The sequence below is a fragment of the Roseibium algae genome, assembly GCF_037783265.1.
GTDB classification, from domain to species: domain Bacteria; phylum Pseudomonadota; class Alphaproteobacteria; order Rhizobiales; family Stappiaceae; genus Roseibium; species Roseibium algae.
The window spans coordinates 1-14,757 of sequence record NZ_JBAKIA010000015.1; the positions used below are offsets into that span (position 1 = coordinate 1).

Below are 14,757 nucleotides of genomic sequence, written 5' to 3' on the forward strand. Positions count from 1 at the left end.
TGACCCGCCAGTATGGCCGGTACGGTTATCGCCGGGTTGCAGCTTTGCTGAGAGAGGCAGGCTGGCAGGTGAACGACAAGCGTGTCGAGCGCTTGTGGCGACACGAGGGGCTGAAGGTTCCAATGAAGCAGACCAAGAGGCGGCGGTTATGGCTGAACGAGGGATCATGTGTGCGTTTGCGCACACTGCATCGCAATCAGGTCTGGTCTTACGACTTCGTTCATCACCGCACCGAGGACGGAAAAGCATTCAGGGCCTTGAACATCCTGGACGAATACAGCCGGGAATGTCTCGCGATCCGTGTGAAGCGAAAGCTGAACTCGACCGAGGTGATTGATGCTCTGACGGACCTGTTCATTCTCCGGGGCGTACCTGCTTACATTAGGTCAGACAACGGATGAGTTCGTTGCTCAGGCAGTCAGGGACTGGATCAAGGCCGTTGGAGCCCGAACCGCCTACATCGAACCAGGCTCGCCCTGGGAGAACGGATACTGTGAAAGCTTCAATGCGCGCTTGCGCGATGAACTGTTGAACGGAGAGATATTCACATCTCTGCGGGAGGCTCAAGTCATCATCGAAAGCTGGAGAAAACACGACAACACAAAACGACCTCATAGTGCCCCGGAAACTGGGCATTGGGTTACCGCCCGCCGACTCCTGAAACCATCGTTCTGATGGACCAAAGGCCAAGCATGCACTAACTTTCAAAGTGGACCAATCTGATGGGGCCGATCAGCGGCTTCATGTTGGCAGCGCTTGTGCTGCAAGAACCCATCGTCTGGACAATGATCGCCAGTACATTGGTTGTTGTAGCCTGCGTTGCCGGAGCCAAGCGCTTTTCCTGAGCGCATGCAAATGCTGGCTGTTTGCGCTGCTAGCGAACACCATCCACAGCCGCGCAAAACTTCCAGGCGACAATGGCCGAAAAGGCAAGCAGAACCGCGGCCGCACCAGCTACAAGATGAAACCCGAGCGGATAAAACGCGCCCATTAAAAGAGGTCCCAAAAAGACAGACGTATAGGTTGCTGCGGTCTGGAGACCCATCAAGGCTCCCCGGGCGGTTTTATCCCGCTGCGACAGAAGAAGAACGATCAAATTGATCGCGATGTGGTTCACAAAACCCCAGACAGCCGCGATCAAGATAGCTGAAAGATAATTCTGGGTTGCTGGGACCAGAAGAAGATAAACACCGGCGAGCAGCGCGAGTGTGGTGGGGAACGTCTTGCGCGTTCCAATCCGATCAATCGCGGCATCCGCAAAGCTGGCCAAGACAAATCCTGCGCCATACCCCAGAACCACAATCCCGGCCTGCCCTGCGGTCAGATCAAGTACCGAGCGCAGATGGTCTCCAAGAAACGCATAAAGGCCGTAGAACGCTGTCATATAGCTCAAGCAGATAACAAGCAGTGGGAGCACACCGGGAATTTTGAGCGCGCGGAAGGGCGACACCGGCGCTGTCTGAGAACGAACGGCTGACTGCCTGGGCAATTGGAAAAACCCGACCAATGACAGGGCGGTTAGCGCTGCCAGTATGGCAAAAGTCGCCCTCCAACCGAACAGGTCACTCAGGAACGCTGAGGATGGCACGCCCAAGACAAGCGCAATCCCCCACCCGCTGATGACCCGCCCCAGAACGCGCGCGCCCTCGCCGAGCGGGGCATTCGAGGTTGCAGCGGCATAGACAGCTGGCAGCATCACTCCCACGCACAGGCCGATCACAGCCTGACACAGCGCCAGCCAGTACCATGCCGTACTCACAGAACAGCCAATCAGGGAGAGTGCCATGATCGTGGCCCCGCCCAAGAGAACCCGACGATACCCCAATTTATCGATCACGCCGCCGAAGAAAAAAGATGATACTGCAGTTGCCGCTCCAAAAGCAGAAATCACCCATGCAACGACAACCGGAGATGTTCTGAGATCCCCCGCAACATCTCGCAGGATCGGGCTCAACAGGAGAGAATTGGATCCCATCACGATAATGCCCAAAGTGAGAAGCAACGTCAGTTTATTCGTTGAAAGGCTCTGTGGCATTTGCCCGCAATATTTTGAATGAAATCAAGAATAAGCGTTATGTTTCCTGATGAAAATTTCTTCAAGGCGTAATTCACCACATAAAGAAGAAACGCCCCTCATTCGCCAACCATCCGCATCTTTAGCATGAAACGCCCCGGCTGCTCCTCAATGCCCCCTAGCATTAAAAAACAGCCTCAGATCCCCCTTTCGTTACCCCAATAACGTCGGCATGAAGAGGACGAGGATGGGAAATGCCAGAATAAGACCGATGCGGACGAGTTCAATCAGAACGAAGGGAATAACACCGCGGAACGTCTCGGACATCGGCACATCCTTGGCCAGAGCGTTGATGATAAAGACATTCAGGCCAACCGGTGGCGTGATCAGGCCGAGCTCGACCACAATCAAGGCCAATATGCCGAACCAGATCTTCAGGTCATCCACGCCCATGCCGAAGGTCGACGTCGCCGCTGTTGCGTAGTCGCCACCATTCAGGTCGATCAGGACCGGCCAGAAGAACGGCACTACGACAAGGATCATCGCCAGGGATTCCATAAAGCAACCCAGCAACACCAGGATCAGCAGCATGGCAATCAGGATCAGCCAGGGGTCCATCCCACTTGTGCCGGCCCATTCGGCCATCGCAGAGGGCAATCCGGCGCGGGTGAAAAACCCCTTCAGGACTTCTGCGCCAAACAGGATAAAATAGATCATCCCGCTGGTGACAGCCGTCTCCAGCAGGGCAGTCTTGACGCCCAGGATATTCAACCCCTCGTCGCCCCAGAGCCTTTGGGCAAAGCCATAGGCCAGGATCGCAAAAACGCCGACGCCAGCAGCGGGCGTCGGGGTGAACAATCCAATGCCCAGGCCAAAGATGATCGAACCGAAAATCAACAGAACCGGGATCAGGCGCAGCAAGGCCGTGCGCCGCTCCTGCTTGTCCATACTGGAGGTCGCCGGTGCCAGATCCGGTTTCCAGCGCACAAGCAGTGCAATGACGCCGATGAAGAAGACAACCGCAATCAGGCCCGGAATGATGGCCGCCCGAAACATCTCGATAATGGACGCTTCGACAATCACCGCATAGATCACCAGAGCGACCGACGGCGGAATGAGAATGCCCAGCGTGCCGCCTGCGGCCAGTGCGCCGGTGGCCAGTCTTGGCGAATAGTTCAACCTGCGCAGTTCAGGCAGGGCAACCCGGCCCATGGTCGAGGCGGTGGCAAGCGAAGATCCGCAGACCGCGCCAAAACCGGCACAAGCGCCAATAGCGGACATGGCGACGCCGCCGCGGAACCGGCCCATCAGGGCGTTCATGCCCCGGAACAGATCACGGCTCAAATTAGCCTGACTGGCAAGATACCCCATCAGGACAAACAACGGCACCACGGACAGATCGTAATTCGCCATGTTGGACCAGAGCAGCGATTTGAATTGCTTCAAATAGGGCAGAAAACGCACATAAGGCACGGCCAGCGATAGCGCATATGTGCCGCCGACACCGACAAGCAGCATGGCAAGGCCAACGGGCATGCGAAGCGCCAGAAGAAAGAACAGAATGGCGAGACCGGCGATGCCGATGAATTCCATTTCACCCATGAGATTTGCCTCCAAGGACTTGAGCCATGCACACCAGCGCCCATAGCCCCATTGAGACAATGCCCGGGAAATACCATGGCCATTCGACCCACCCCAGAACCGCAGTCATATTATGATCAGCGCGTGTTTCCAGCATGCCAACCCACATCCAGTAACCCAGGAAAACAGCCAAAACGACTGTCAGCAGAAGCCAGGCACGGTCCAGGATCGTCTGCAACCAAGTGGGAAACGCCTGCACAAACAGCTCGACAGAGACATGCCCGCGCTTCATCTGGCAATAGGGAAAGAAACTCAGTGCGGCGACACTGATCGCCAGGCTAACGAAATCCTCATAGCCAGGCAGAGCCGCGACATAGATGCCATAGGGCTTGAGAAGGCCATCCAGAATGAAGGCCCCCACATTCACGGCTGTCACGAAGACAATTGCAATCACCAAAGCCCCTCCCAGAAGGGCCCAGAAATTGATCACGCGCTGCAACAGTGAATACATTTTTCTATCCCGGCGTTCGGCCAAATCACAAAACGACGAACGGCACATACGCGCCGTTCGTCCTGGTGTTTCTTATCGGAGAGCTTTAATTGCCGTGCTGTTTGGCGACCGCTGCCTTGGCAGCTTCAACCATAGCGGTGCCATCAAGGCCATTGCTGTTGGCTTCTTCGATCCAACGGTCAACGACTGGCGCCATTTTGACATCAAACGCTGCCATTTCGCTGTCGTCCAACTCGATCAACTCGCCGGTTTCGCGGCGAAGTCCCTTTCCGTCAGCTTCTGCATCATCCCAAACTTGGCCGTAGGTCTCGGCAATGTTGCCCATCGAATGATCGTCGATCACTTTCTTCAAGTCATCAGGAAGAGAGTTGTAGCGATCAAGGTTCATGGCGATCATGAAGGTCGAGGTCCCGAAACGACGCCCTCCAGGCCCTTCGGTGCTGTATTTTGTCAGCTCATGAAGCTTCAAGGGCCTAAAAATCTCAAAGGGAACCAGAGTTCCTGCAACGACGCCCTTGGACAAGGCCTGAGGCAGGGCCGGAACCGGCATGCCGACAGGCTCAGCGCCCAGCGCTTCAATGATCCACCCTCCGGTCCGCGATGGCGTCCGCAACTTCTGGCCAACCAAATCGTCAGGTGACCGCACAGGCTTTTCGACCATGTGAATAGCCTGACCGCCATGGGTGTGGATCAGGATAGGCTTCACATCCTTGAAATCTTCCGCAACCATGTCGTAGGAATCTGCGATGGCCATGGTTGTTTCACGAGCCGAGCCCAGGTGAACGCCTGGCAATTCAAATACTTCGGTGCGCGGAAATACGCCCGGTGTGTAGCCAAGCACGGTCCAGACGACGTCAACAACGCCATCACGAACCTGACGGTACAATTCAGGCGGCTTACCACCCAGGGACATGGATGGAAAAATATCCACCTTGATACGTCCATCCGAGGCTTCCTCGATGCTCTTTGCCCAAGGCTCCAGCATCTTGGTCTGTGCTGGCGCTTTTGGCCCGAGTAGATGATGCAGTGTCAAGGTGACTTCTTGAGCGCTGGCGGATGCCACCAGCAATGAAGCAGCTGCTATGCCTGCTGCCACAGAAAGAATACGTTTCATATCAAAACCTCCCGATAGATATGCGCGGTGCTGCAAAACTAGGATGCAAGATCGTCTTCGCGACCCGCCCTCCATCCCTTTGGAACACGTAGGATGGACGCTATTGCATATGGTTCGTTATGTAAAATAAGCACTCATCAGGGAAACATATGAAATGGTTATACATCCTGGAGCGTTTATTCAGGCCTATGGCAGACTTATAGGAGAGCGGACTTCTTTTCAGCCGATGCCCTTAGCGTGCTCTGGAACATCAACAAAGCAGGTGTTGGGGCGGCGTCTGCTCGGGTCGTGAGGCCAACCGGGCCTGTTGTCTCGGCTGTTTCCAAAGGCAGTTCAAACAACTCACCCGCAGCAATGTCCCGAGCAACAACGCCACTGGAGATAATCCAGACAGCATCCGTATCCAGAGTATATGTCCGCCCAAAAGAATTGGAGATCGTTTCCACCCTCTTCGGCAGCCGCGTGACCCCATGGGCAATCAGAAGCCTTTCTATATAGGGACGAATGATGGCCTCCTTTGTGGGATACAGCACCGGAAAGTCTGCAATACGGCTTAAATCGTAGCTGTCTTCCTGCAACAGCGGATGCCCTTTGCGAACTGCGAAAGAGACGCTTTCCGAATAGAGATAGGAAAATGAAAGCCCTGCCATCTGTTCTGGTTCGGCCAGCCGACCAACAACAAGATCCAGCTCCCCCACCCTCAGGCGACTGAGCAAAAAAGTATTCGGCCCGGTGATCAACGTCAGCGTCGTCTCAACGCTCTCGGCCTGAAAGGCCTGAACTGCATCCGGTACGATCCGCGCTGCCACACTTGGTAGAACACCGACGTTGAGATAGGACTCTCCCGACATTCGCGCTTGAGCCACACTGTCCAGCCCCTGCTTCAAGGCCGCAAGGCTTGCCCCTGCGTAATGATGAAAAACCTCGCCAAACTGAGTCAGCGTCACACCTTTACGACTGCGCTCAAACAGCCGGACCTCAAGAATTTCTTCCAGCTCCTTCAGCGTTTTGGAAACAGCCGGCTGCGTGATGGAAAGAGCATCAGCAGCTTTCACGAGACTTCGGCGGCGCGACACCTCCATGAAGCATTGGACATGCCGATATTTCACCCGTGCATCGATCATTGCGCCATTCCTAAAAGTTATTTTTATCTCTCAATTTCTCATTTTACATAACCGTTCAAAGAGTTAAATATGCAATTCAACAAAAGGCGATGGAGGAAACGCGCAAATGGACATGATCAGGGCAAATGGCCTGGCATTGCATTATGCGGACACCGGTGAAGCGGATCTTCCCGTCATTGTCTTCTCCAACAGTCTTGGAACCGACTTTCGCTCCTGGGACAGGGTTGCTGCCCGGCTATCAGGCCAATTCCGATTGGTTCGCTATGACACACGTGGCCATGGCCTGAGCGACGCGCCCGATGCGCCCTACGCCATGTCCGATCATATCGACGATCTGTCTTCTCTGCTTGATGGCCTGAAGTTAAAGTCTGTCATTCTTGTTGGCCTTTCAGTCGGTGGACAAATAGCTCAGGGCATCGCGATCCACAGACCGGATCTGGTCCGGGCACTGGTGCTGTGTGACACAGCTGCCAAGATCGGAACAGCCGACATGTGGCAAGGGCGCATGGAAGCCATAGACAAGGGCGGCATTGAGGCTCTGGCCGATCCGATCCTCGAGCGTTGGTTCTCCGACGCCTTCCGATGCTCCCGCCCAGAAGAACTAGTTGGCTGGCGTGCCATGCTGACCCGAACACCCAAACAGGGTTATCTGGGCACTTGCGCTGCCATCCGCGACACTGACTTCACCGAGCAAACCGCCCAATTGTCGCTACCGACCCTTTGCCTTTGCGGCACCAATGACGGCGCGACGACACCTGAACTGGTTCAGGCAACGGCGAACCTCATTACAGGTTCCCGCTACGTGCAGATCGAAGGGGCTGGCCACCTGCCCTGCATCGAATGTCCAGATGCGTTGGTCACGGCCCTAACCGATTTTATCCAGGAGAACAAACTTGTCTGATCGCGCCTCGGGTTCCCGCTATGACAAAGGCATGAAAACACGGCGTGAAGTGCTGGGCGATGCCCATGTCGACCGTGCCAGCGCCAACATGACCGACTTCGACAAGGACTTTCAAACGCTGATCACAGAGAGTGCCTGGAGCACGGTCTGGTCTGACGAGACACTGACCAAGCGCGAGCGCTCCATGATCACCATTGCCCTGCTGGCAGCCCTTGGACACAGCGAAGAACTCGCCATGCATATCCGCGCCACGGCAAATACTGGTGCAAGTGCAGAAGATATCCGCGAAGTCTTGATGCATGTGGCGATTTACGGCGGCGTGCCTGCTGCCAACACCGCCATAAAAATCGCCAAGGACACTCTATCAGGAATGACGGAATGAGCTTCCACTTCTGAGGAGAGGTGCGAGGGGATGCGCAGGCCGCATCTAGCTATCGGGAGAAACCCATGACCACCGAACGTGCAAATGTGGATCATATCAGCCGGACGCCAGGAGAGTATTTCCAGCGGAACCGGGACATGCATCCGCCCGCTTACACGCCGATTTACAAAACGTCCGTGGGGCGTTCGCCCCAAAAGGCGTTGCTGTCCATTGAGCAATCCCTGTCCGAGATCACCGGACCGAAGTTCAATCACAATGAACTGGGCCCACTTGATCACGATATGATCCGCAACTACGAGCAGGGCGGTGAAGCTATCGGCCAACGCATCATCGTTCATGGCCGGATTATGGATGAAAGCGGCAAAGGCGTTCCCCATACTCTTGTGGAAGCCTGGCAAGCCAATGCAGGTGGTCGCTATCGCCACAAGAAAGACGCCTATCTGGCTCCGGTCGACCCAAATTTTGGCGGGTGCGGTCGATGTTTGAGCGATGAGGATGGCTATTATTTCTTCCGCACAATCAAGCCAGGCCCCTACCCTTGGCGCAATTACGTCAACAGCTGGCGGCCTGCTCACATTCACCTATCGATCTTCGGTCCATCTTTCAGCCAACGTTTAATCACCCAGATGTATTTTGAAGGGGATCCGCTGATCGATATCTGCCCGATCATCAAGACGATCCCGGATGAAGAAGCCATCAAGAGCCTGATCGCTCCAATGGACCTGAATTCCAGCATTCCTCTGGATTCACGGGCTTACAAGTTTGATATCGTGTTGCGCGGGCGTCGATCGACTCTTTTTGAAAACCGTCTGGAAGGAAACTGATCCATGGTCCAGCCGCTGAATTATATGAGGGAAACCGCCAGCCAGACGGCAGGCCCTTATGTCCACATCGGATTGGCACCGGCCTATGCCGGCTTCAACATTTTTGAGAACAATTTTTCGAATGTGGTTGCTGGCCCGAACACCAAGGGTGAACGCATCAAAATCGAGGGACGTGTGATTGACGGCACAGGCACGCCCTTGCGCGATGTTATGCTGGAAAGCTGGCAGGCCAATTCCGATGGCAAATACAATCATCCTGAAGACACCCAGCAAAAGCCCCTCGAAGAAGACTTTCGCGGATGGGGTCGCATTTGCTCCGATTTTGACACTGGGGTTTATGTCCTTGAGACCATCAAACCGGGCGCAGTTCCGGGGCGAAACGGCAAAGTTCAGGCACCGCATATCAGCCTTTGGATCGTTTCGCGCGGTATCAACATCGGCCTGCAAACGCGGGTCTATTTCTCAGATGAGACCAATGCCAATGCAAGTGACCCGGTACTGAACCTGATCGAGCAGGACGGCCGCCGCGAAACGCTGATTGCCAAGCGAACGGAGCGGGACGGCAAAATCGTCTACCTGTTCGACATTCACCTTCAGGGCGAGCATGAGACTGTCTTCCTGGACGTCTGATGCAGCCCATCTTTAAATTCCCCTCGACCCGCGCCTTCAACGCGGGTCGTTTATTGAGACCAACGAGATAGGAACCATGGCGAAATTTCAGTCCTTGGCCGATGCGGTCGCCGACAACCTGAAAGACGGCGACAGCGTTGCCTTTGAAGGTTTCACCCATCTGATCCCCCACGCAGCCGCTCATGAAACAATCAGGCAGGGCCGCAAGGACCTGACCGTGATGCGGATGACCCCGGACATGATCTACGATCAGCTGATCGGGATGGGCTGCGTGAAGAAGATGATCTTCTCTTTTGCAGGAAACCCAGGCGTTGGCCTCCTGCGCCGGTTCCGCGATGCATTGGAAAACGGCTGGCCGCATCAGCTTGAGATCGAAGAACACAGCCACGCTGCCATGGCGAACGCTTATGAAGCGGGTGCTGCGGGCCTGCCCTGCGCCATTTTCCGAGGCTATCGCGGCGCAGAGCTGACGCGGGTCAATCCGAACATCAAGTACATCAACTGCCCCTTCACCGGTGAAGAGCTGGCGGCGGTCCCTGCCCTTCGCCCGGATGTTGCCGTGATCCATGCCCTGAAAGCCAACCGCAAGGGCGATGTCTTTCTGGAAGGCATCACAGGGGTTCAAAAAGAGGCTGTTTTGGCCTCCAAACGCTCCATTGTGACGGTTGAAGAGATCGTCGATGACTTTGACGGCATTTCGCCCAACGCAACGGTTCTGCCATCCTGGACAGTGACATCGATCGCTGTCGTGCCCGGCGGCGCGCATCCGTCCTATACGCAAGGCTATTACGGCCGCGACAATGGCGCCTATATCGAGTGGGACAAGGTCGCAACCGAACGCGATACATTCACCGCCTGGATGAGCGAACATGTGCTCAACCAGACACCGGACGTCTTTGCGTCCCGCGTCGCCCACTTGAAAACGCAAGGCTGAGGAGAGCGGACATGAGTGATTTCACCCCGACTGAAATGATGACCGTTGCCGCTGCGCGCGCGCTGACAAATGACGATGTCTGTTTCGTTGGCATTGGCGCGCCATCGGCCGCCTGCAATCTTGCCCGCCTGACCCACGCGCCTGACATTACGCTGATTTATGAAAGTGGCACCATTGGAACAGCGCCAACTGTCCTGCCGCTGTCCATTGGTGATGGCGAATTGTGTGACACGGCCCTCAACACAGTCTCCGTACCGGAAATGTTCCGTTACTGGCTCCAGGGCGGGCGAATCACCGTCGGGTTCCTGGGCGGTGCCCAACTGGATAAATTCGGCAATATCAACACGACAATCGTCGGAGACTATTACAAGCCAAAGGTTCGCCTGCCTGGCGGCGGCGGCGCACCGGAAATCGCCATTTCCTGCGGCGAGATCTTCATCACCATGAAGCAATCCCTTCGTGGCTTTGTTGAAAAGCTCGATTTCATCACATCCCTTGGTCATGGAACCGGCGGCACAGACCGCGCAGACCATGGCGTGACAACCAAGGGACCAACTCGCCTGATCACTGATCTGGCAATTTGGGAGCCCGACCCGGTCAGCAAGGAATTCACGGTGACCTCCCTGCATCCGGGCGTGACCCGTGACCAAATTCAGGAAACCGTTGGCTGGAAAGCAAAGTTCGCTGAGACAATAACCGAGACCCCGGTTCCGAATGCCGAGGAACTTCAGGTTCTGCGCGAACTGCACGCCCGCACCAAGGCAGCCCACGAAGGCCAGCTAGGATAATAAAACCCATGAAACCCGCTTTTATCTGCGACTACATCCGCACACCCTTTGGCCGCTTCGCCGGCTCTCTCTCCTCAGTCCGGGCAGACGATCTTGGTGCGATCCCAATCGAAGCCTTAATGGAACGTAATACCAATGTAGATTGGGGGGCTGTTGATGAAGTCATCTACGGCTGTGCCAATCAGGCGGGCGAAGACAACCGCAACGTGGCCCGCATGTCGGCGCTTCTGGCAGGTCTGCCGGAAACGGTTCCAGGCACCACCATGAACCGGCTTTGTGGCTCCGGCATGGACGCTATCATCACAGCATCGCGGGCGATCATCTCCGGGCAATGCGATCTGATGATTGCTGGTGGCGTTGAAAACATGTCCCGCGCACCTTTTGTCATGCCCAAAGCTGAAACGGCGTTCTCCCGTGCCAACTCGATCGAAGACACGACCATCGGCTGGCGCTTCATCAATCCCTTGATGAAGAAACAATATGGCGTCGATTCCATGCCGGAAACCGGCGAAAATGTCGCCGAAGACTTCAAGATCTCCCGTGAAGATCAGGACGCCTTTGCCTTCCGCTCCCAGCAGAAAGCTGCCAAAGCACAGGAAAGCGGTCGTTTGGACGAGGAAATCGTTGCGGTCACCATTCCACAGCGCAAGGGTGACCCGATCATCATCGACAAGGACGAACACCTGCGCCCTCAAACCACTCTGGAAGCGCTGGCCAAATTGCGAGCACCTTTCCGCGAAGGTGGCTCTGTGACTGCAGGCAATGCCTCTGGGGTGAATGATGGTGCAGCCGCATTGATCATCGCGTCTGAAGAAGCTGTTCGCAAATACGGGCTGACGCCAATTGCACGTGTTGTTGGCGGTGCATCGGCAGGCGTACCACCACGCATCATGGGCATTGGTCCGGCACCGGCGACACGCAAGCTGTGCGAAAAGCTTGGCATTTCCCCCAAAGACTTCGATGTCATCGAGCTGAACGAAGCTTTTGCCTCACAAGGGATTGCAGTCTTGCGCGATCTCGGCCTTGATGAGACAGCTGAGTACATCAACCCGAATGGTGGTGCCATCGCGCTCGGTCATCCTCTGGGAGCCTCTGGAGCCCGGATCACCGGCACGGCCGCGCTTGAGTTGAAAAAACGCGGTGGCAAATTGGCGCTCGCAACCATGTGCATTGGCGTTGGCCAAGGCATTTCGATTGCGCTGGAGACTGCATAAATCATGAGCTTGACCGCCTTCGACAGCCTGATCACAGGATCACTCCTGACCGACCCCGACACTGCTGGCCTCTTTGGGGATGATGCGATCATACGGGCGATGCTGGAAGTCGAAGGCGCTCTCGCACTGGCGGAGGCCGATTGCAGTCTCCTGCCCGCTGAAGCTGCTCACGGTATTTCCGAGGCCTGCAACAGCCTTGTCATTGATCCAGCAACGCTGGCGAGCGGTACAGCGCGGGACGGTGTGCCCGTCCCTGCACTGGTTGCAGAGCTTCGCAAAGCCATCGATCCGGACCATGCCCGTTTCGTGCATTGGGGGGCGACCAGTCAGGACATTTATGACACCGGTCTGGTCTTGCGCCTCAAACAAGCCATCAAGCTTCATGAAACAGCTCTGTTTGAACTTGCAGAGCAAATCGCTGATCTCGCTGATCTGCATCGTGAAACGCCCATTGCAGCGCGTACGCGTATGCAGCAGGCAACCCCGACCAGTTTTGGCTTGAAAGCAGCTGTCTGGCTGTCTGCATTACTTCGACATCTTGAGCGCCTTGAAGGTATCCGGTCCCGAGTATTGCTGCTGTCATTCGGCGGCGCGTCGGGCAATCTTGCTGCCCTTGGTGCACATGCGCTGGATGTGGAATCATGCCTGGCCGAGCGGCTTGGCCTGAGTGTCTCGCCAGCGCCTTGGCACACCATGCGCGACGGCCTCGACGATTATGCAGGATGGCTGTCTCTCGTCACCGCCACCCTCGGCAAGATTGGCACGGATTTGATTTTGCTGTCGCAGAATGAAGTCGCAGAAGTGCGGCTCGGCGGCGGTGGTGGATCTTCGACAATGCCGAACAAAGTCAACCCGGTCGGTGCGGAGGCTCTGATTGCATTGGCCCGCCAGAACGCAGGACTACTTGGAACCCTGCATCAAGCTGCATTGCAAGAACATGAAAGGTCTGGTGCCAACTGGACCTTGGAATGGCTCACGCTACCGCAGATGGTTGTTGCCACCGGAGCGTCCCTTGCCCATGCCAACCGCCTGCTCGGCTCGCTCGAGGTCAACACGGAAGTCATGCGCGAAACCATTGTAGACTCGAAAGGCTTGATGCTGGCAGAAGCTGCGACCTTCGCCCTGGCCAAGCACATGCCGCGCCCGGAGGCTCAGGCCATGGTGAAAGAAGCGTGCAAGATCGTCACAATCTCCGGATTGCACTTGTTTGACGTTCTGGCTGAGGCTGGCGATGCCCCTGTTGATTGGCAAGCCTTGAAGGATCCAGGTCAACATATGGGCGCAAGCGATCAGATGATTGACCGGGTTCTTGAGACATTTGAATCGCTTAAGGCGAAGTCTTGAGAAATTGAATCCTAACTTTCATAGAGTGATTCAAGTTGCGATAATTTCATTCTGTTCAAAATGTCCAAGTCTTCCATCGGATGATCCATTCCGTTTTTCGACACCAGGCCTAAAATTCCTCCCAAATACTGAATACAATCTGGGAGGATCATTCGTGCGCACACAGGTCGTCATTATCGGCGCAGGGCCTTCGGGTCTTCTTTTGTCGCAGCTGCTGCATTTGGCCGGTGTTGAATGTGTTGTTCTTGAACGAAGGTCACCGGACTATGTGCTGTCACGCATTCGCGCCGGTGTGCTGGAACAGGGCATGGTCAAGATGCTGGAACGCGCTGGTGTCAGCGAGCGCCTGCACAAGGACGGCCTGCCCCACGACGGCGTTGCTCTTCATGTTGGCGAAACACGCCTGCGGATTGATCTGAAAAATCTGACCGGTGGCAAGCATGTCATGGTCTATGGCCAGACCGAAGTCACACGCGACCTGATGGATGCCCATACGGCACGCGGCGCCAAAGTGATTTATGAAACAGGCAAGGTCACACCGCTGGATTTTGACACTGACCACCCCAAGGTCACCTATGAAAAAGACGGTCTGACCCGGGAAATCTCCTGCGACTTTATTTGCGGCTGCGACGGTTATCATGGCGCATCCCGTGCTGCCGTTCCCGATGATGCCATTACCGAATATGAGAAAATCTATCCGTTCGGCTGGCTCGGTATTCTGTCTTACGTCAAGCCTGTCGATCACGAGTTGATCTACGCGAACCACGCAAATGGCTTTGCCCTTGCCTCCATGCGCTCAAACAGCTTGAGCCGGTATTATATTCAGGTTCCAACAGGAACGGATCCGAAGAGCTGGTCCGATGATGCCATCTGGGATGAACTGAAAATCCGGCTGGGCGAGGAGGCCGCTGACAAGATGGAGACCGGCCCGTCGATTGAGAAGTCTGTTGCCCCCTTGCGCAGTTTCGTTGCCGAGCCTTTGCGGTTTGGCCGGATGATGCTAGCTGGCGATGCCGGGCATATCGTGCCACCGACCGGCGCGAAGGGGCTCAATCTGGCAGCCTCAGACATTCACTATCTGTCGAATGCCTTGATCGAATATTACGGTGAAAAATCATCTGCCGGGATCGACGATTATTCAAACAAGGCCCTTGCCCGGATCTGGAAGGCAGAACGCTTCTCCTGGTGGATGACATCCCTATTGCATCAGTTCCCGGAACTTGGTCCGTTCAATGCGAGAATGCAACGCGCCGAAATGGAATATCTCGCCAGTTCACGCGCTGCCCAAATTGGCTTGGCCGAGAACTACGTGGGTCTGCCTTACTGAGTCATCGAACAAAAAGAACACCCCGAAGGAAACGCCCCGGCAGCGATGTATCGCTCCGGGGCGTTTCTG

General features: G+C 55.7%; 15 protein-coding genes and 1 pseudogene. 11 read left to right on the plus strand and 5 right to left on the minus strand.

The features are described from left to right. Together V6575_RS18220 and V6575_RS18225 are read left to right on the plus strand one after the other, a co-directional pair. Positions 1 to 701, plus strand: a pseudogene (locus tag V6575_RS18220) (IS3 family transposase); the annotation flags it as partial. A gap of 21 nt (positions 702 to 722) precedes the next feature. After that, entirely contained in the window at positions 723 to 845 is a 123-nt protein-coding gene (locus V6575_RS18225; RefSeq protein ID WP_340276366.1) for a hypothetical protein, read from the plus strand. A 29-nt stretch (positions 846 to 874) separates the two neighbouring features. Here V6575_RS18225 and V6575_RS18230 read toward each other — a convergent pair whose 3' ends face one another. From V6575_RS18230 to pcaQ, 5 genes are all read right to left on the minus strand, one after another. After that, positions 875 to 2,035 carry an MFS transporter gene (locus V6575_RS18230; RefSeq protein WP_340276367.1) on the minus strand — a complete coding sequence of 387 codons (1,161 nt, stop codon included), beginning with the start codon at positions 2,033 to 2,035 and terminating at the stop codon, positions 875 to 877. A gap of 192 nt (positions 2,036 to 2,227) precedes the next feature. Further along, positions 2,228 to 3,616 (minus strand): TRAP transporter large permease, encoded by a 1,389-nt coding sequence (locus V6575_RS18235; RefSeq protein WP_340276368.1) that lies wholly within the window; start codon positions 3,614 to 3,616, stop codon positions 2,228 to 2,230. Further along, positions 3,609 to 4,106 (minus strand): TRAP transporter small permease, encoded by a 498-nt coding sequence (locus tag V6575_RS18240; protein ID WP_340276370.1) that lies wholly within the window; start codon positions 4,104 to 4,106, stop codon positions 3,609 to 3,611. Before V6575_RS18240 ends, V6575_RS18235 begins: the two co-directional genes overlap by 8 nt. A gap of 85 nt (positions 4,107 to 4,191) precedes the next feature. Then, positions 4,192 to 5,220 carry a TRAP transporter substrate-binding protein gene (locus tag V6575_RS18245; protein ID WP_340276372.1) on the minus strand — a complete coding sequence of 343 codons (1,029 nt, stop codon included), beginning with the start codon at positions 5,218 to 5,220 and terminating at the stop codon, positions 4,192 to 4,194. Positions 5,221 to 5,417: 197 nt separating this feature from the next. Next, entirely contained in the window at positions 5,418 to 6,344 is a 927-nt protein-coding gene (gene pcaQ / locus V6575_RS18250) for a pca operon transcription factor PcaQ (RefSeq protein ID WP_340276374.1), read from the minus strand. A gap of 106 nt (positions 6,345 to 6,450) precedes the next feature. On the opposite strand from pcaQ, the gene pcaD reads away from it, so the two are divergent. The 9 genes from pcaD (at position 6,451) to pobA (ending at position 14,688) form a co-directional block, all read left to right on the plus strand. After that, positions 6,451 to 7,245 (plus strand): 3-oxoadipate enol-lactonase, encoded by a 795-nt coding sequence (gene pcaD, locus V6575_RS18255; RefSeq protein WP_340276375.1) that lies wholly within the window; start codon positions 6,451 to 6,453, stop codon positions 7,243 to 7,245. Next, a complete protein-coding gene (pcaC, locus tag V6575_RS18260; protein ID WP_340276377.1) occupies positions 7,238 to 7,627 on the plus strand; it encodes a 4-carboxymuconolactone decarboxylase in 390 nt (129 codons plus the stop codon). The genes pcaD and pcaC overlap by 8 nt, the downstream gene beginning before the upstream one ends. Before the next feature lie 65 nt (positions 7,628 to 7,692). Continuing rightward, a complete protein-coding gene (gene pcaH / locus V6575_RS18265) occupies positions 7,693 to 8,451 on the plus strand; it encodes a protocatechuate 3,4-dioxygenase subunit beta (RefSeq protein ID WP_340276378.1) in 759 nt (252 codons plus the stop codon). Positions 8,452 to 8,454: 3 nt separating this feature from the next. Next, positions 8,455 to 9,081, plus strand: coding sequence for a protocatechuate 3,4-dioxygenase subunit alpha (pcaG, locus tag V6575_RS18270; protein ID WP_340276380.1), 627 nt, complete (start codon positions 8,455 to 8,457; stop codon positions 9,079 to 9,081). Between the two features lie 76 nt (positions 9,082 to 9,157). Then, a complete protein-coding gene (locus V6575_RS18275) occupies positions 9,158 to 10,015 on the plus strand; it encodes a CoA transferase subunit A (protein ID WP_340276381.1) in 858 nt (285 codons plus the stop codon). 11 nt (positions 10,016 to 10,026) lie between these two features. Next, on the plus strand, positions 10,027 to 10,803 hold the full coding sequence (locus V6575_RS18280; protein ID WP_340276382.1) for a CoA-transferase subunit beta: 777 nt from the start codon (positions 10,027 to 10,029) through the stop codon (positions 10,801 to 10,803). Between the two features lie 8 nt (positions 10,804 to 10,811). After that, positions 10,812 to 12,017, plus strand: a complete 1,206-nt coding sequence (gene pcaF, locus V6575_RS18285) for a 3-oxoadipyl-CoA thiolase (RefSeq protein ID WP_340276383.1) — start codon at positions 10,812 to 10,814, stop codon at positions 12,015 to 12,017. Positions 12,018 to 12,020: 3 nt separating this feature from the next. Beyond that, a complete protein-coding gene (pcaB, locus tag V6575_RS18290; protein WP_340276385.1) occupies positions 12,021 to 13,361 on the plus strand; it encodes a 3-carboxy-cis,cis-muconate cycloisomerase in 1,341 nt (446 codons plus the stop codon). Positions 13,362 to 13,515: 154 nt separating this feature from the next. After that, entirely contained in the window at positions 13,516 to 14,688 is a 1,173-nt protein-coding gene (pobA, locus tag V6575_RS18295; RefSeq protein ID WP_340276386.1) for a 4-hydroxybenzoate 3-monooxygenase, read from the plus strand. The last annotated feature ends 69 nt before the right edge of the window (positions 14,689 to 14,757 follow it).